Origin of the sequence: Kitasatospora paranensis, assembly GCF_039544005.1 — a bacterium.
GTDB lineage: Bacteria > Actinomycetota > Actinomycetes > Streptomycetales > Streptomycetaceae > Kitasatospora > Kitasatospora paranensis.
On the sequence record NZ_BAABKV010000001.1, the window covers coordinates 6,127,449 to 6,144,266 of the forward strand.

The window sequence follows — 16,818 nt, forward strand, 5'->3', positions numbered from 1 at the left end:
GCATGAGTGGAATCCTCGAGGGCAAGCGCATTCTGATCACCGGGGTGCTGATGGAGTCCTCCATCGCGTTCCACACGGCCAGGCTGGCCCAGGAGCAGGGCGCCGAGATCATCCTCACCGCCTTCCCGCGGCCGAGCCTGACCGAGCGCATCGCCCGGAAGCTGCCGAAGCCGGTGAAGGTGCTGGAGCTCGACGTCTCCAGCGAGGAGCAGCTGGCCGGCATCGCCGACCAGGTCCGCGAGCACCTGCCGACCCTGGACGGCATCGTCCACTCGATCGGCTTCGCCCCGCAGGACGCGCTGGGCGGCAACTTCCTCGACACCCCGTGGGAGTCGGTCGCCACCGCGATGCAGGTGTCGGCGTTCTCGCTGAAGTCGCTGACCATGGCGCTGCTGCCGCTGATGCAGGACGGCGGCTCGGTGGTCGGCCTGACCTTCGACGCGCAGTACGCCTGGCCGCAGTACGACTGGATGGGCCCGGCGAAGGCCGCGCTGGAGTCCACCAACCGCTACCTGGCCCGCTACCTGGGTTCGCGGGACATCCGCTGCAACCTGATCTCGGCCGGTCCGATCGGTTCGATGGCCGCCAAGTCCATCCCGGGCTTCGGCGACCTCGCCGACACCTGGAACCACCGCTCGCCGCTGAAGTGGGACCTCTCCGACCCGGAGCCGGCCGGCCGCGGCGTCGTCGCCCTGCTCTCGGACTGGTTCCCGAAGACGACCGGCGAGATCGTCCACGTCGACGGCGGCCTGCACGCGATCGGCGCCTGACACCAGGGGCGCACGCGCACCGCGAGGCGCGGGGCGCCGTACGGGATCCGTCCCGTACGGCGCCCCGCGCCCCTTCGCCGTCGTCGGCGTCAGCTCTCCGCGCGGCAGGCGCCGATGGCGCGGCCCGCCTCCAGGGAGGCGCGCTGGGCGTCGCCGGCCCGGATCGCGTCCAGGATGCCGTCGTGGCCCACGTACCGTTCGGCGACCAGCTCCGGGCCGACGTCGTGCCGCAGGTGGGCGCGCATGACCTCGCCGAGGTCGGCGTAGACGGCGGCGAAGACGTCGTTGTGGGCGGCGGCCACCACGGCCTGGTGGAAGGCCGCGTCGGCCTGCACGAAGGCCTCCGGGTCGCCCGAGTGCCAGGCCAGGTCGCGCCGGTCGAGTGCGGCGGCCAGCAGTTCGAGGTCGCGCTCGCCGCGCCGGACGGCGGCCAGCCCGGCGGCGGACATCTCCAGGCTCGCGCGCAGTTCGGCGACCTCGGACTGGTCGGCGTCGGCGAACCGGCGGTGCATCACCCCGGCGAGCTCGCTGGTGGCCAGCACGTAGGTGCCCGAGCCCTGCCGGATGTCCAGCAGGCCGTTGTGGGCGAGCGCCCGCACGGCCTCGCGGACGGTGTTGCGGGCCACCCCGAGCTGTTCGACGAGTTCGGCCTCGGTGGGGATCCGCGCGCCGACCGGCCATTCGCCCGAGGTGATCTGGGCCCGCAGCTGCGCGATCACCTGATCGGACAGCGGGGTGCGGCGGGTGGTCGACAGCGCCATGGGACTCCTGTTCCTGAGGGGTCTCAGACCCTAGCCGCTTCCGGACCCTGCGTGTTTCCAGGATAACCGGGTGCGGCAATTCATCCCATCATTCTATGATGGCCGCTATGTCGACCGCAGCGGACCCCGCCACCCCCACCCGTACCGAGGCGCCACCGGCCCCGCAGGCCGTGGCCGGCCGGGCCCGTCCGCGCGCCTGGCTGCTCGTCGTCGCCGTCGCGCTGGCCGCCGTCAACCTCCGGCCGGTGGTCACCAGCCTCGGCCCGCTGCTCGACGACGTCCGCGCCGACCTCGGCATGAGCGCAGGCGTCGCCGGCCTGCTCACCGCCGTCCCCTCGCTCTGCTTCGCGGTCTTCGGCCTCGCCGCACCGGCCCTGGCCCGCCGGGTCGGACCGGTCGCGGTGGTCGCCGCCGGCATGGGCGCGATCACCCTCGGGGTGCTGGCCCGCTCGTTCGCCGGCGGCACCGCGACCTTCCTGCTGCTCACCGCGCTCGCGCTGGCCGGCGTCGCGGTCTCCAACGTGCTGCTGCCGGTGGTCATCAAGCGGTACTTCCCGGACCGGGTCGGCCCGATGATCGGCGTCTACTCGATGGCGCTCTCGGTGGGCACCGCGCTCGCCGCCGCCGCCACCGTCCCGGTCACCACCGCGCTCGGCGGCGGCTGGCGCCTGGGCCTCGGCGTGTGGGCCGCGCTCGCCGCCGTCGCCGCCGTGCTCTGGCTGGTCACCGTCCTGCAGCGCCGCGAACGCCCCGAGGGCGGCCGCTCGCGCGCCGCCGAGCTGCCCATCCTGCGGTCCGGCACGGCCTGGGCGCTCGCCGTCTTCCTCGGCCTCCAGGCCACCAGCGCGTACGCCACCATGGGCTGGCTGCCGAAGATCTACCAGGACGCCGGGGTGGGCGACGGTGCCTCCGGCGTGCTCCTGGCCCTGGTCATGGGCATCGGCGTGCCGGCCTCCTTCATCCTGCCGAACCTGGCCGTCCGCCGCGGCGACCAGCGGCTGTTCGTGGTGGTGCTCGGCCTGTGCGGCATCGCCGGCTACACCGGCCTGGCGTTCGCCGCCGGCACCGCGTCCTGGCTGTGGGCCTGCCTGATCGGCCTGTCGATGTGCGCCTTCCCGCTCGCGCTCACCATGATCGGCCTGCGCGCCCGGACGCCGGCCGGCGTGGCCCGCCTCTCCGCGTTCGCGCAGAGCATCGGCTACCTGATCTCCATCCCCGGCCCGGTCCTGGTCGGCGCGCTCTACCAGGCCACCGGCGACTGGTACCTGCCGCTCGGCTTCCTCGCCCTGCTGCTCGTCCCGCAGATGGTCTTCGGCGCCCGGGCCGGCCGGCCCCGCCACATCGAGGACGAGGTGCCCCAAGCCGCGGTCAAGAACGGGTGATGGGCCGGGGGCCGGTTCGGGGAGGTGCACGACCGGATGCGAGACTCGGTCCATGCCAGTCCTCGAACCCAATCCCCCGAACGGCCAGAAGAAGCTCCTGCAGCTCATGGGCGTGATCGCCGGCATCGTCGTGCTGGTCGCCGTCGTCGCCAGCGTCGCCGCCAGGATCGGCTGACCGCCCCCGCGGGCCGGCGGCACCCCTGCGGGTGGCGCCCGGCCAGAGCCCGCGCCCGGCGGCACATTTTCTGCAAAGCTCTAGGGGTATGAGCGCCGACACACCCCGAAGGATCATCGTTCTCCGTCACGCCAAGGCCGACTGGCCGAACCAGGTGGCCGACCACGAGCGGCCGTTGGCCGACCGGGGCCGCCACCAGGCGCCGGAGGCCGGCCGCTGGCTCGCCGACTCCGGCATCAACCCCGACTACGTGCTCTGCTCCAGCGCGCTGCGCGCCAGGGAGACCTGGAAGCTCGCCGTGCACGAACTCGCCAAGCGGCCCCGCCGGACGGTCTACGAGGACCGGGTGTACGAGGCCGCCCCGGGCGACATCATCGCCGTCCTCCAGGAGACCCCGGACGAGTTCGCCGACCTGATCCTGGTCGGCCACAACCCCGGCGTGCTCGGCCTCACCCAGGTCCTCGCGGGGGACGAGGGGGACCGCGACGCGCTCAACCGGCTGCGCCTCACCAGCTTCCCGACGGCCGCCATCGCGGTGCTGAGCTTCGTCGGCCCGTGGAAGGCCGTCGAGCCCGGCGTCGCCAAGCTGGACTCGTACCACACCCCGCAGGAGTGACCGCGAGGGCGACGGGGGGCGGCGGCCGGCCGCGGCCGCCCGCCGCCCCCGTCGCCGGGTCACTCGCCGGGTGTGCCGTCCGACTCGTCGGCGGCCTCGACCTCGTCCCGGGTGATCCCCAGCAGGTAGAGCACGGTGTCCAGGAACGGCACGTTGACCGCGGTGTGCGCGGCCTCCCGCACCACCGGCTTGGCGTTGAAGGCGACACCCAGCCCGGCCGCGTTCAGCATGTCGAGGTCGTTGGCGCCGTCGCCGATCGCGACCGTCTGCGCCAGCGGCACCCCGGCCTGCTCGGCGAAGCGCGCCAGCCAGCGGGCCTTGCCCGCGCGGTCCACGATCTCGCCGGTGACCCGCCCGGTGAAGCGGCCGTCCGCCACCTCCAGGGTGTTGGCGGCCGCGAAGTCCAGCCCGAGCTGCTCCACCAGGTGGTCGGTGACCTGGGTGAAGCCGCCGGAGACGATCGCCACCTGGTAGCCGAGCCGCTTGAGGGTGCGGATCAGCGTCCGGGCGCCCGGGGTCAGCCGCACCTCGGCGCGGACCTTCTCCACCACCCCGGCGTCCAGCCCGGCCAGCAGGGCGACCCGGGCCCGCAGCGACTCGGCGAAGTCCAGCTCGCCCGCCATCGCCGCCGCCGTCACCTCGGCGACCTTCGCCTCGCACCCGGCGTGCGCGGCGAACAGCTCGATCACCTCGTCCTGGATCAGCGTGGAGTCGACGTCCATCACCACGAGGCGCTTGGCCCGGCGGTGCAGACCCGCCGCCACCACCGCGATGTCCACGCCCAGCGCGGACGCCTCCGGGGCCAGCTCGGCCCGCAGCTGCTCGGTCGGCAGACCCGAGACCGCCAGCTCCACCGCCGTCACCGGGTACTTGGCGAGCCGGAACACCCGGTCGATGTTGCCGCCGGCCTCGCTCACCCGGCCCGCCAGCGCCGCGACCGCGGCGGCCGTCAGCGGGTGCCCGAGCACCGTCACGTGCGAGCGGCCCTCGCGGCGCGGCCGGTTGTCGCCGGTGCCGGAGATGATCTCCGCCTGGAGCTTCTGCTCCTCCGCCCAGCGGTGCACGGTGACCCGCAGCCCGCCCTCGGCGCCCGCGCCGGCCGGCGGGGTCACCAGGGCGCACAGCGTTATCCGGCCGCGGGTGACGACCTGCTCGATGTCGATCACGTCCACGCCGAATTCGGCGAGGGTGGCGAACAGGCCCGCCGTGATACCGGGGCAGTCCTTGCCGAACACCTTGACCAGCAGGGTGCGGTCGTCGGTCCGTGGCTGCGGGGCGGGGAGGGCGCGGCGGCCGGATCAGTCGCGTTCATGGTGCGTCCCACGCTACCCGGCCGGTGGGTCGGCCCACGTCCGGCGTCCGCACGGTGGGACGACCACGACCGGGCCCTGGTTTCGTCGCCGACCGGTCACAACCGCCGGAGGTGACTTTCAGGTAGGGCGGCGGGGCTGGAATGATTCCCCCGTCAGATCACAGGCGCAACTCCCCGGCGGGGAGCCAATCGGGGGACCGAGAGAGCGGGGCGGGCCGACAGTGCCGCAACTCGTACTGGACATCAACGGGCAGCAGCGGGTCCTGGAGCCCGGCCGCGCGTACACCATCGGACGGGACCCGTCCTCGGACTTCCCGTTCGAGGACGCCAGGGTCTCCTGGCGACACGCCACCATCTCCTTCGACGGGGCCTCCTGGCAGCTGGCCGACCACGGCTCGACCAACGGCACGTTCGCCGGCGGCGCCCGCACCCAGCACGTCCCGCTGTTCCCGGGCACCGTGGTCAACCTCGGCAATGGCGAGAACGGCCCCCGGCTCGCGTTCTCCGCCCCCGTCGCGGCCCCCGCGCAGCCCGTCGGCGTGCACGAGGCCGTGACCAGCCGGGCCGCCCCGCCGCCCGCCGCCGCGCAGCCGTGGACCCCGCAGCAGCCGCCGGCCGACCACCCGCAGCCGCCCGTCCACCAGTCCTGGGACACCCCCGCGCCGCAGCCCGCCGTGCCGCAGCAGGGCTACCCGCAGCAGGCCGCCCAGGTCCCGCCGCAGCAGGCACCGGCCGCCACCGGCCTCGGCAACCCCACCATGGTCCGCAGCCTCACCGCGAGCATGCGCACCATCCGGATCGGCCGGGCCCTCGACAACGACATCGTCGTCTCCGACCTCCAGGTCTCCCGCCACCACGCGGAGCTGCGGCAGCTCGCCGACGGCCGCTGGGAGATCGTCGACCTCGGCAGCCACAACGGCATCTTCCTCAACGGCCAGCCCGTCCAGCGCCAGCTGATGGGCCCGCAGGACCGCCTGACGGTCGGCCACTCCAGCTTCGTGCTGGTCGGCGACCAGCTCCAGGAGTTCGTCGACACCGGCGAGGTCACCTTCTCCGCCCGCCACCTGACCGTCGAGGTCGACTTCAAGGGCGGCAAGAAGGTCCTGCTGAACGATGTCTCCTTCTCCGTCCCGGAGAAGTCCCTGGTCGCCGTCATCGGCCCGTCCGGCTCCGGCAAGTCCACCCTGCTGCGCGCCCTCACCGGCTACCGCCCGGCCGACCGCGGCGAGGTGCTGTACGACAACCACAACCTGTACCGGCAGTTCGCCGAGCTCCGCTCCCGCATCGGCCTCGTGCCGCAGTCGGAGATCCTGCACAAGGAGCTCACCGTCCGCAGCGGCCTCAAGTACGCCGCCCGGCTGCGCTTCCCCGGCGACACCGAGCCCGCCGAGCGCGAGCGCCGGATCGACGAGGTGCTGTACGAACTGCGCCTGGACAAGCGCGCGGACAACCGGATCACCGCCCTCTCCGGCGGCCAGCAGAAGCGCGTCTCGGTCGCCCTGGAGCTGCTCACCAAGCCCTCGCTGATCTTCCTGGACGAGCCCACCTCCGGCCTCGACCCGGGCATGGACCGCGAGGTCATGCAGACCCTGCGTGGCCTGGCCAACGACGGCCGCACCGTCCTCGTGGTCACCCACTCGGTTGCCGAACTCGCGCTCTGCGACCGGTTGCTGGTGATGGCCCCCGGCGGCTCGGTGGCCTACTTCGGCCCGCCGTCCGAGGCCCTGCACTTCTTCGGCTACGAGACCTGGGCCGACGTCTTCCAGGCCTTCGAGAACTACCCGGACCACGACTGGGCCGGCCGCTACAAGGGCTCCGTCCACTACCGGCAGTACTCGGCCGACGTGGACGCGCCCGCCGCGCACGCCACCCCGAGCGTGCCGATCGCCCAGGCGCGCCCGCCGAAGCCGCAGAGCTGGGGCTCCCAGCTGTGGACACTGATCCGCCGCTACCTCGCGGTGATCGGATCCGACAAGGGCTTCATGCTGCTGTCGCTGATCCTGCCGCTCGTCCTCGGCGGGGTGTCGGTGCTGATCCCCGACCACTGCGGACTGGCCGCCTGCGCCGCCTCCGGACGCAACGACGTCGCCAAGATGATCCTGCTGGTGGTGGCCTTCGGGGCCTGCCTCTCCGGCTCCGCCAACTCGGTGCGTGAACTCATCAAGGAACGGGCGATCTACGAACGGGAACGCGCCACCGGCCTGTCCCGCTCCGCCTACCTGGTCTCCAAGGTCGTCGTGCTCGGCCTGGTCAGCTTCGTCCAGGGCGGCGTCATCTCGGCGATCGCCTTCAAGACCCGCACCCTGCCCGCCGAGGGCGTGCTGCTCAAGCACATGCCGGCCGCCGAGATGGCGATCGGCGTGATCCTGCTCAGCTTCACCTCCATGCTGGTCGGCCTCACCATCTCGGCCCTGGTCAAGACCGCCGAGAAGACCATGCCGCTGCTGGTCATGTTCGCCATCGTCCAGATGGTCTTCACCGGCGCGATCTTCCAGGTCTTCGACAAGCCCGGCCTGGAGCAGTTCGCCTGGCTGATGCCCGGCCGCTGGGGCCTCGCCGCGAGCGGCAACACCCTCGACCTGGCCCACACCTCGGCCGTCAGCTTCACCGAGACCCGCCCGCCCAAGCCGATCGTCGACCCGCTGTGGGACCACACCGCGGGCCACCTGATCCTCAACTGGGTCGTCCTGCTCGTGATCTCCACCGGCCTCGCCCTGCTCGTCCAGCGCCTCCTGCGCCGCCACGAGCCCGAGGTCATGCAGAAGGGCTGACCCCCACCGCACCGCAGCGCACCGCCGCGCCTGCACCGCCCCGACGGGCGGCACACCCCCACCGCGGGGGAGTGCCGCCCGTCGGCGTACACCCCCGGACCTACGCCCGCCGCCTCATGACCGGCCCGCGCGGGCGGCGGTAGCGTGGGGGCATGCCGTCCGAGGAAGCCGTCCCGGCCTGCGACCCCTGCCTGGGCGGGATCGAGGCGATCAGCACCGCCGTGCTCGCGATGAGCGGCCACCTGGAGGTCCGCGAGGTGCTGCGGCGGATCACCGCCTCCGCCCGCAGCCTGCTCGGCGCCGAGTACGCCGCCCTCGGCGTGCCCGACGACCACGGCGGCTTCGCCCAGTTCGTGGTGGACGGCGTCAGCGACGAGCAGTGGAAGGCGATCGGCCCGCTGCCCCGCCAGCACGGCGTCCTCGCCACCATGCTCCACGACCCGGCCCCCACCCGCCTCGCCGACGTCCGCCGGGCGCCCGCCTTCGAGGGCTGGCCCGCCGCGCACCCCGACATGACCGACTTCCTCGGCATGCCGATCGTCGACGGCACCGAGATCCTCGGCGCGGTCTTCCTCGCCAACAAGGCCGGCGGCTTCACCGCCCACGACGAGGAGCTCCTGCGCATCCTCGCCGCCCACGCCGCGATCGCCCTCTCCAACGCCCGCCTGTACGAGCGCAGCCGCGAACTCACCCTGGCCGGCGAACGCGCCCGGATCGCGCACGACCTGCACGACGCCGTGTCGCAGAAGCTCTTCTCGCTGCGCCTCACCGCCCAGGCCGCCGCCACCCTCGTCGACCGCGACCCGGGCAGGGCCCGCGCCGAACTCGCCGAGGTCGCCAGGCTCGCCGCCGAGGCCGCCGACGAACTGCGCGCCGTCGTCGTGGAGCTCCGCCCCGCCGCCCTGGAGGAGGACGGCCTGACCGCCACCCTCGCCTCGCAGGCCCAGGTGCTCGACCGCGCCCACACCGCCACCGTCGCCTTCGAGGCCCGGCAGGTCCGGGCGCTGCCCGCCGCCCAGGAGGCCGCCGTGCTCCGCGTCGCCCAGGAGGCGCTGCACAACGCGCTGCGGCACTCCGGGGCGGGCTCCGTCCGGGTCACCCTCACCGGCACCCCGGCGCGCGGCGCGGTGCTGCGGGTGGCCGACGACGGGCACGGCTTCGACCCGGACTCCGTCCGCCGGGCCGGCCGCCACCTCGGCCTGGTGTCGATGCGCGACCGTGCCGCCGCCGTCGGCGGCACCCTCACGCTGGAATCCGCCCCCGGCAGCGGGACGGTCGTCGAGATGGAGGTCCCCGGTGCCTGACGCCGCATCACCGATCCGCGTCCTGCTGGTCGACGACCACCAGGTCGTCCGGCGCGGCCTGCGCACCTTCCTGGAGGTGCAGGACGACATCGTCGTGGTCGGCGAGGCCGCCGACGGCGCCGAGGGCGTGGAGCGGGCCCGCGAACTGCACCCCGACGTCGTCCTGATGGACCTCAAGATGCCCGGCGTCGACGGCATCGAGGCGCTGCGGACGCTCAAGGAGGAGGGCAGCCCGGCCCGGATCCTGATCGTCACCAGCTTCACCGAGCACCGCACCGTCGTCCCCGCGCTGCGGGCCGGCGCCGCCGGGTACGTCTACAAGGACGTCGACCCGGAGGCGCTCGCCGGTGCCATCCGCTCCGTCCATGCAGGGCACGTGCTGCTCCAGCCCGAGCTCGCCGCGGCGCTGCTGTCCGACGACGGCCCGCGCCCGGCCCAGGGACGCGGCGGCAGCCTCACCGAGCGCGAGCGCGAGGTGCTCGGCCACATCGCCGACGGCCGGTCCAACCGCGAGATCGCCCGCACGCTCCACCTGTCGGAGAAGACGGTGAAGACGCACGTGTCGAACATCCTGATGAAGCTCGACCTCGCCGACCGCACCCAGGCGGCCCTGTGGGCCGTCCGCAACGGCGAGGGCTGACGGGCTCGGCGGGGATCAGCGGGACTCGTCCACCAGCGCGTTGTAGGCGGCCACCTGCGCCCTGCGGGCCGTCCGCCCGAGGGGGCGAGCACGTCACGCCGGGCGGCCATCTCGGAGGCGGAGACGGCCGCGCCGTGCCCACCGGAGGCGATCGCCAGCAGCGCGGCGACCTGCTGCGCCGACTGCAGCACCCGCACCGCCCGCGGCGGGTAGCCGGGCGCCAGCAGCTCGGCATGGCCGCGCCGGCGGTACGTCTCCAGCGCCCGCAGCGCCTCCGGGCCGGCCCCGGCGACGTCCAGCCGGGTGAGCAGCGCGGTGGCCTCCCGCAGGCCGTCGGCGAGTTCGAACTCGGCCTCGTGCAGCGAGGGGACGTCCGCGGGCGGCCCGTCGTTCACGGTGGCGCAGCGCCACAGCACGGTGGCCGTCCGGTCCCCGGCGGGCCCGTGCACCGTCACCTCGGGGACGAAGCCGATCGGCGCCCCGACCGCGAGCACGGCCTCGCCGGCGGCGAGCGCCGCCGCGTTGAACGGGGCCGGGCCGGTCAGCCCGAGCGGGTGCCCGGCGGTCGGCAGCGCCAGCCGCAGGCCCTGGACGCCCAGGACCCGGAGCCGGCCGAGCGCCCAGCTGAGGCCGTGCAGGTCGCCGTCGGCGTCGCCGGGCAGCCCGGTGACCCGGTGCGGTTCGTCGTCGCCGAGCACGGCGGTGACCACGTCGTCCGGCGGGGCGGCCCCGGCCAGCAGGGCGTTGCCCCATGCGGTGAGCCGTGCCGACCGCGGCTCCTGGAACGGATTGTCGTCGGGTGTGGCGAGCATCCCGCCAGCCTACGGACTGCGCGGCCATCCGCGTGGCGTAGGTTTGCCTCTGTGCCGCGGTGCACCCCGTCCCCGCCCCACCCGACCGGCGGAGTACGCTGCCCCGCGCGCACCGACTAGTCGACACGAGTGGACCGCACCCCGAGGACCCGATGCCGCCGGACCTCGGACGGCCGAAATCTGCATTGGGGAAGGCGTAGGCATGAGCGACGTGCTGGAGCTGGTGGACGTATCCGTGGTCCGGGAGGGGCGCGCGCTGATCGACCAGGTCTCCTGGTCGGTCGCCGAGGGCGAGCGCTGGGTGATCCTGGGCCCGAACGGCGCCGGTAAGACGACCCTGCTCCAGGTCGCCTCCACCTACCTCTTCCCGACCTCCGGCACCACCGCCGTCCTGGGCGAGAAGCTCGGTTCGGTGGACGTCTTCGAGCTCCGGGCCCGGATCGGCCTCGCCAGCGCCGCGATGTTCGACAAGCTGCCCGGCGAGCAGACCGTCCTGCAGACGGTGCTCACCGCCGCCTGGGGCATGACCGCCACCTGGCACGAGCAGTACGACGTCAGCGACGAGACCCGGGCGCTCGCCCTGCTCGACCGGATGGGCATGGCCGGCTACACCACCCGCCGGTTCGGCACCCTCTCCGAGGGCGAGCGCAAGCGGACGCTGATCGCCCGCGCGCTGATGACCGACCCCGAGCTGCTGCTGCTCGACGAGCCCGCGGCCGGCCTGGACCTCGGCGGCCGCGAGGACCTCGTCCGCCGCCTCGGCGCGCTCGCCCAGGACCCGTACGCGCCGTCGATGGCGATGGTCACCCACCACGTCGAGGAGATCGCGCCCGGCTTCACCCACGTGCTGATGATCCGTCAGGGCAAGGTGCTGACCGCCGGTCCGATCGACACCGAGCTGACCGCCCGCAACCTGTCGCTCTGCTTCGGCCTGCCGCTGACCCTGGAGCGGCACGGCGACCGCTGGTCCGCGCAGGGCCTGCCGCTCGGCTGACCCGCCGTCGGCACCCTCGGGCCGCCGGCCTGGCCGGCGGCCTGAACCACTGAACTCCACTGAACCCGGGGGCGACCGCACGCACGACCGGTTTCCGTCCCTCCACCTGCGGGAAGCTACGCGTCACAGGCGTTCCCCTCCCTAGGATGGCTCCGTGGACAGCTGGATCTGGTGGCTCCTGGCCGCCGTCGGCCTCGGCATACCGCTGGTGATCACCGCGATGCCCGAGTTCGCCATGTTCTCGGTGGGCGCCGGCGCGGCCGCGGCGACGGCGGCGCTCGGCGCCGGCGTGGTGGCGCAGTTCCTGGTCTTCGTCGGGGTGTCGGTCGCCCTGCTGGTGTTCGTCCGGCCCATCGCCTACCGCCAGTTGCAGAAGGGTCCGCAGATCCGTACCGGCGTCGAGGCGCTGGTGGGCGCGAGCGCGCTCGTACAGGAGAAGGTCGACGGGGAGGGCGGCCGGATCAAGCTCAACGGCGAGATCTGGTCGGCCCGGGCGCTCGACCCCGGCCGTGTCTACGAGCCGGGGCAGCAGGTCGACGTCGTCGAAATCCAGGGCGCCACCGCCCTGGTCGTCTAGGGGAGAAACGTGGAACCCGTCCTCATCGTGCTGGTCGTCCTGGTCGTGGTGGCCTTCATCGCGCTGATCAAGACGATTCAGGTGATCCCGCAGGCCAGCGCGGCGATCGTCGAGCGCTTCGGCCGCTACACCCGCACCCTGAGCGCGGGCCTCAACATCGTGGTGCCGTTCATCGACACCATCCGCAACCGGATCGACCTGCGCGAGCAGGTCGTGCCGTTCCCGCCGCAGCCGGTCATCACCTCGGACAACCTCGTCGTCAACATCGACACCGTCATCTACTACCAGGTGACCGACCCGCGCGCCGCCACCTACGAGGTCGCCAGCTACATCCAGGCGATCGAGCAGCTCACCGTCACGACGCTGCGCAACATCATCGGCTCGATGGACCTGGAGTCCACCCTGACCTCCCGCGAGGTCATCAACGCTGGCCTGCGCGGCGTCCTGGACGAGGCCACCGGCCGGTGGGGCATCCGCGTCAACCGCGTCGAGCTGAAGGCGATCGAGCCGCCGACCTCCATCCAGGACTCGATGGAGAAGCAGATGCGCGCCGACCGCGACAAGCGCGCCGCGATCCTCACCGCCGAAGGCGCCCGGCAGGCCCAGATCCTGCGCGCCGAGGGCGAGAAGCAGGCCGCTGTCCTGCAGGCCGAGGGAGAGGCGCAGGCCGCGGTGCTGAAGGCCGACGGTGAGGCCGCCGCGATCCGGACGGTCTTCGAGGCGATCCACGACGGCGACGCCGACCAGAAGCTGCTCGCCTACCAGTACCTGCAGACCCTGCCGCAGCTCGCCCAGGGCGACTCCAACAAGCTGTGGATCATCCCCAGCGAGGTCGGTGACGCGCTCAAGGGCCTCGGCGGGGCCTTCAGCGGCATCGCCGGAAACGGCAACGGCAACGGCAACGGATCCGGGCCGAGCGTCCCGCGCCCGGTCGACACCGCGAACAAGTCGACCGCCCGTCCGCGGGTCGAGCCCACTCGCGAGTACCCGAAGATCGACCCCGAGTGAGACCTGCCGGCCGGCGCCGACACCGGCGCCGCCGGACCCACGAGGGCCCGTTCCGCCACGGAACGGGCCCTCGGCCGTTCCGGATCGCGGACCGGACTGGCCCCCGGCCCGCCGTGCCCTGCATGATCCTCTCGACAGGTTCACGGGAGGGAATGACTCATGACGGTCTGGGAGGGCCTCGCGGTCCTGCTGGCAGGCGTCGCCGCCGGCACCATCAACACCATCGTCGGCTCCGGCACGCTCATCACCTTCCCGGTGCTGCTCGCCCTCGGCCTGCCGCCGGTCACCGCCAACGTCTCGAACACCCTCGGCCTCGTCCCGGGCTCGATCTCCGGCGCCATCGGCTACCGCCGCGAACTCGCGGGCCAGCGCCGCCGCCTGCTCCGCCTCGGCACCGGCTCGCTGATCGGCGGACTGCTCGGCGCCTGGCTGCTCGTCGTGCTGCCCGGCAAGGCGTTCGGCGCCATCGTCCCCGTGCTCATCCTGCTCGCGCTCGTCCTCGTCGTCCTCCAGCCCCGGGTCGCCCGCGCCATGGCCGCCCGCCGCCGCGCCACCGACGGCCCCGCGCCCGAGGCCGGCCCGCTGCTGTTCGCCGGGGTCCTGCTGGCCGGCGTCTACGGCGGCTACTTCGGCGCCGCCCAGGGCGTCCTGCTGCTCGCCCTGATGGGCATGCTGCTCCAGGACGACATGCAGCGGATCAACGCCACCAAGAACGTGCTCGCCGTGATCGTCAACGGCGTCGCCGCCGTCTTCTTCCTCTTCGTCGCCGACATCGACTGGACGGCCGTGATGCTGATCGCCGTCGGCTCGGTGGCCGGGGGCCAGCTCGGCGCCCGGCTCGGCCGCCGGCTGCCGCCGCCCGTCCTGCGCTCCGCGATCGTGGTGGTCGGCCTGGCCGCCGTCACCCGGCTGCTGCTCGGCTGACGGCCCGCACGGCCCGCACGGCCCGCACGGCCCGCACGACCGTCCCCGACCGCCGACCGCGCAGATGCGACCCGCGGGCGCGCGGTGTCGGCCGCCTTTCCGGCGATCACCTTCCTATGCTCCAGGGAGCGCCGCTGCGCCCGGACCCACCGGGCCACCGCCGACCCAGGGAGAGCTGACCGATGAGCCGAACCCGGCTGACCGAGGACGAGATCACCGCCGCCCTGGCCGCCCTGCCGGCCTGGCACCGCGAGGGCGAATCGATCGTCCGCACCGCGGAGACCGCGAGCTTCCCCACCGCGATCCGGGTCGTCGACACCGTCGCCGTGGCCGCCGAGGAGCTCGACCACCACCCCGACATCGACATCCGCTGGCGCACCCTGCGGTTCGTCCTCTCCACCCACAGCGCCGGCGGACTGACCGGCCTGGACACCGCCCTCGCGGCCAGGATCGACGAGATGCTGCGGACCGTTTCCTGACCCCGTCCTGAGCCCCCGTCGGCTCCACCGCCGGGCGCCCGCCCACCCGTTCCCCGAAGGGCCGGCCGGCGCCATGAGATGCTGGCGGTTTGCAGCAGCAGTCGGGACGGACGGAACGTATGGCTCAGGACCCTCCCCGGACCTTCGACCAGGGGCATCCGCACGGCGACGCCACCGGGCAGCAGCCCAGCGGCTACGACCACCAGCAGCAGGCGTGGTACCCGCAGCAGCCGGACCAGCAGCCGGCCGACCCCTGGGGGACGGCGGGCGGGCAGGCCTACCCGGCCGGCGCCGACCAGCAGCAGGCCTGGCAGCCCCAGCCGGACGCCGGCTGGGCCCAGGGCCACAGCGCTGCGGGCTACGCCGACTACTACGCGGGCGGTCAGACGCCGGCCCAGCCTGCCGGCGACCCGTACGCGCCGGGCGGCGCCTACGGCGGGCCCGCCGCCGACCCCTACGCGACCGGCGGCTACGAGTCCGGCAACGCCTACGCGCCGGCCGGGGCCTACCCGACCGGTGAGGCCTACGCGCCGACCGAGGGCTACGCGCCCACGGACGGATACACCGCCACGGACGGTTACGCCCCCACGAGCCATTACGCCCCCGCCGACCCGTACGCCGGCTACGGCACGGGCGGGACGGATCAACAGGCGTACCGGCCGGACCAGTCCTACCAGCCCCATCAGCCGGACCAGCTCTACGCGCCGACCGGCACCGACTCCGGGTACACCGCCTACGAGCCGTACCAGCCGGCCGCCGAAGGGCATCCGGACACCTCCGGCACCGGCTTCCCGCCGTCCGCGCCGGTACCGCCGACCGTCGAGACCGGCGGCGGCGTGTCCGGGGGCAGGACCGGCCAGGACGGCCCGGACACCGGGAGCGGTGGACCGCGCTCGCTCGTCGAGCGGGCGAAGGCGGCAGCGGCCGCCGCCGTCACGGCCGACCACTCCCCGGGCCGGCGCACCCTGCTGATCCGTGCGGGCGCCGGCGTCGCGGCCCTGGCCGTGCTGGTCACCGCCGGCGTGCTGGCCATGTCCGGCGGCAGCTCCGACAAGGGCGGCTCCGTGGCCGGCTCCGACTCCGCCGCCGCCCGCAACTTCAACGTCGCCCACGCCAAGGCCTGGGCGGTCACCCCGGCCGCCGCCGGCGCGTCCGCGGCCCCCGCGACCACCGACGACACCCTGGCCGGCGGCTGGGTCACCGCCGACGCGGTCGTCCGCGCCGACGGTTCCGGCGTCCGCGCCTACGCCCTCGCCGACGGCAAGCCGAGCTGGTCCGTCGCCGCCCCGGCGGACGGCGCCGTGCCCTGCGCGCTCTCCCCGACCGTCGGCGCCTCCGGGCTCGGCGTCGCCCTCTTCCGGACGGGCGCCGACGCCAAGAGCCCCTGCACCCTGCTCGCCGCCGTCGACACCAAGACCGGCCGGACCGCCTGGACGAAGACCCTGTCCGACACCAAGGACGCCTACGCCGCGCACGTCGCCGTGCTCGGCGACAAGGTGATCGCGGTCGGCGACGACAAGGTGTCCGCCTGGGCCGCGGCCGACGGCAAGGACCTGTGGCAGTACGGCGGACCGGGCAAGTTCTGCAGCCTCTCCGGCGGCGCGAGCGGCGCCACCGTGCTGCTGCACAGCAACTGCGCCGACAGCACCCCCGCCGACCAGGCCGTCGCCCTCAACGCGGCCGACGGCAAGCTGAAGTGGTGGCGCGGGCTGAACAACCAGCCCAAGACCGTGACGGTGCTCTCGGCCGAACCCGCGGTGGTCGCCACCACCGGTGCGAACGCCACCGACGACCGGGTCTTCGCCTGGGGCGCGACCGGCGACCCGGCCGCGGAGATCCCGGTCACCGGCCAGGCCGGCCGGCTGGACGTCTCCCGCGGCACCTTCGACGCCGCGCCCACCGTCTACTTCCACGGCACCTCGCTGATCGCCACGCTCGGTCCGGCCGAGGGCGGCATCCCGACGGCCGTCACCGCCTACGACCTCACCACCGGCAAGCCGCAGTGGACGACCGTCATCACGGAGAAGCGCAAGGCCCGCGCGGTCGGCCTGGAGGCCGACACCGGGCTGCTGCTCGCCGTCGACGAGCGGCTCGACCAGCCCGCGCACATCAGCCGCTTCGCGCTCACCGGCGGCCAGGAGACCCAGGGCGGTGCCTTCCCCAAGGGCACCGGCTCGCTGCTCTCCGCGGGCCTGGTGCTCAACGGCACCGGCAAGGTCGTCGTGCTCCCCGAGCACGCGGCGAACTTCGGCAGCGCCACCGCCTTCCAGGCCAAGGGCTGACCGCAGCGCGC

15 protein-coding genes and 1 pseudogene are annotated in these 16,818 nt (G+C 73.9%); 13 read left to right on the forward strand and 3 right to left on the reverse strand.

Annotation, left to right across the window (positions count from 1 at the left end; genetic code table 11):
* The first annotated feature begins 2 nt into the window (after positions 1-2).
* Positions 3-770 carry an enoyl-ACP reductase FabI gene (gene fabI, locus ABEB13_RS29140; protein WP_100888037.1) on the forward strand — a complete coding sequence of 256 codons (768 nt, stop codon included), beginning with the start codon at positions 3-5 and terminating at the stop codon, positions 768-770.
* Between the two features lie 89 nt (positions 771-859).
* On the opposite strand, the gene ABEB13_RS29145 is transcribed toward fabI, so the two are convergent.
* A complete protein-coding gene (locus ABEB13_RS29145; protein WP_345707823.1) occupies positions 860-1,531 on the reverse strand; it encodes a FadR/GntR family transcriptional regulator in 672 nt (223 codons plus the stop codon).
* A gap of 107 nt (positions 1,532-1,638) precedes the next feature.
* Here ABEB13_RS29145 and ABEB13_RS29150 point away from each other — a divergent pair, with 107 nt between their 5' ends.
* The 3 genes from ABEB13_RS29150 to ABEB13_RS29160 all read left to right on the forward strand — a co-directional run bounded on the left by ABEB13_RS29150 (position 1,639) and on the right by ABEB13_RS29160 (position 3,704).
* A complete protein-coding gene (locus tag ABEB13_RS29150) occupies positions 1,639-2,913 on the forward strand; it encodes an MFS transporter (protein ID WP_345707824.1) in 1,275 nt (424 codons plus the stop codon).
* Positions 2,914-2,965: 52 nt separating this feature from the next.
* Positions 2,966-3,088 (forward strand): SGM_5486 family transporter-associated protein, encoded by a 123-nt coding sequence (locus ABEB13_RS29155; protein WP_345707825.1) that lies wholly within the window; start codon positions 2,966-2,968, stop codon positions 3,086-3,088.
* A gap of 88 nt (positions 3,089-3,176) precedes the next feature.
* Complete coding sequence (locus ABEB13_RS29160; protein ID WP_100888034.1) at positions 3,177-3,704, forward strand: SixA phosphatase family protein; 528 nt, start codon at positions 3,177-3,179, stop codon at positions 3,702-3,704.
* Between the two features lie 59 nt (positions 3,705-3,763).
* Here the strand turns inward: ABEB13_RS29160 and serB are convergent, their stop codons facing one another.
* Positions 3,764-4,939, reverse strand: coding sequence for a phosphoserine phosphatase SerB (gene serB, locus ABEB13_RS29165; protein ID WP_345707826.1), 1,176 nt, complete (start codon positions 4,937-4,939; stop codon positions 3,764-3,766).
* Positions 4,940-5,237: 298 nt separating this feature from the next.
* Here serB and ABEB13_RS29170 point away from each other — a divergent pair, with 298 nt between their 5' ends.
* The 3 genes from ABEB13_RS29170 (at position 5,238) to ABEB13_RS29180 (ending at position 9,731) form a co-directional block, all read left to right on the forward strand.
* Positions 5,238-7,787 (forward strand): FHA domain-containing protein, encoded by a 2,550-nt coding sequence (locus tag ABEB13_RS29170; RefSeq protein WP_345707827.1) that lies wholly within the window; start codon positions 5,238-5,240, stop codon positions 7,785-7,787.
* A 152-nt stretch (positions 7,788-7,939) separates the two neighbouring features.
* Entirely contained in the window at positions 7,940-9,091 is a 1,152-nt protein-coding gene (locus tag ABEB13_RS29175) for a GAF domain-containing sensor histidine kinase (RefSeq protein WP_345707828.1), read from the forward strand.
* The gene (locus tag ABEB13_RS29180) at positions 9,084-9,731 is read left to right on the forward strand and encodes a response regulator (protein WP_100888030.1); all 648 of its coding nucleotides are present in this window, start codon (positions 9,084-9,086) and stop codon (positions 9,729-9,731) included. The genes ABEB13_RS29175 and ABEB13_RS29180 overlap by 8 nt, the downstream gene beginning before the upstream one ends.
* Positions 9,732-9,746: 15 nt before the next feature.
* Here ABEB13_RS29180 and ABEB13_RS29185 read toward each other — a convergent pair.
* A pseudogene (locus tag ABEB13_RS29185) lies at positions 9,747-10,543 on the reverse strand (hypothetical protein).
* Between the two features lie 202 nt (positions 10,544-10,745).
* Here ABEB13_RS29185 and ABEB13_RS29190 point away from each other — a divergent pair.
* From ABEB13_RS29190 to ABEB13_RS29215, 6 genes are all read left to right on the forward strand, one after another.
* Positions 10,746-11,537: an ABC transporter ATP-binding protein gene (locus ABEB13_RS29190; RefSeq protein WP_100888028.1), complete on the forward strand. Its 792-nt coding sequence runs from the start codon at positions 10,746-10,748 to the stop codon at positions 11,535-11,537.
* A 154-nt stretch (positions 11,538-11,691) separates the two neighbouring features.
* Entirely contained in the window at positions 11,692-12,114 is a 423-nt protein-coding gene (locus ABEB13_RS29195) for an NfeD family protein (RefSeq protein WP_100888027.1), read from the forward strand.
* Between the two features lie 9 nt (positions 12,115-12,123).
* On the forward strand, positions 12,124-13,122 hold the full coding sequence (locus tag ABEB13_RS29200) for an SPFH domain-containing protein (RefSeq protein WP_345707829.1): 999 nt from the start codon (positions 12,124-12,126) through the stop codon (positions 13,120-13,122).
* A gap of 159 nt (positions 13,123-13,281) precedes the next feature.
* Positions 13,282-14,046, forward strand: a complete 765-nt coding sequence (locus tag ABEB13_RS29205) for a sulfite exporter TauE/SafE family protein (protein WP_345707830.1) — start codon at positions 13,282-13,284, stop codon at positions 14,044-14,046.
* A 182-nt stretch (positions 14,047-14,228) separates the two neighbouring features.
* Positions 14,229-14,525: a 4a-hydroxytetrahydrobiopterin dehydratase gene (locus ABEB13_RS29210; RefSeq protein WP_100888024.1), complete on the forward strand. Its 297-nt coding sequence runs from the start codon at positions 14,229-14,231 to the stop codon at positions 14,523-14,525.
* Positions 14,526-14,644: 119 nt separating this feature from the next.
* Positions 14,645-16,807: an outer membrane protein assembly factor BamB family protein gene (locus tag ABEB13_RS29215; protein ID WP_345707831.1), complete on the forward strand. Its 2,163-nt coding sequence runs from the start codon at positions 14,645-14,647 to the stop codon at positions 16,805-16,807.
* Positions 16,808-16,818: the final 11 nt, after the last annotated feature.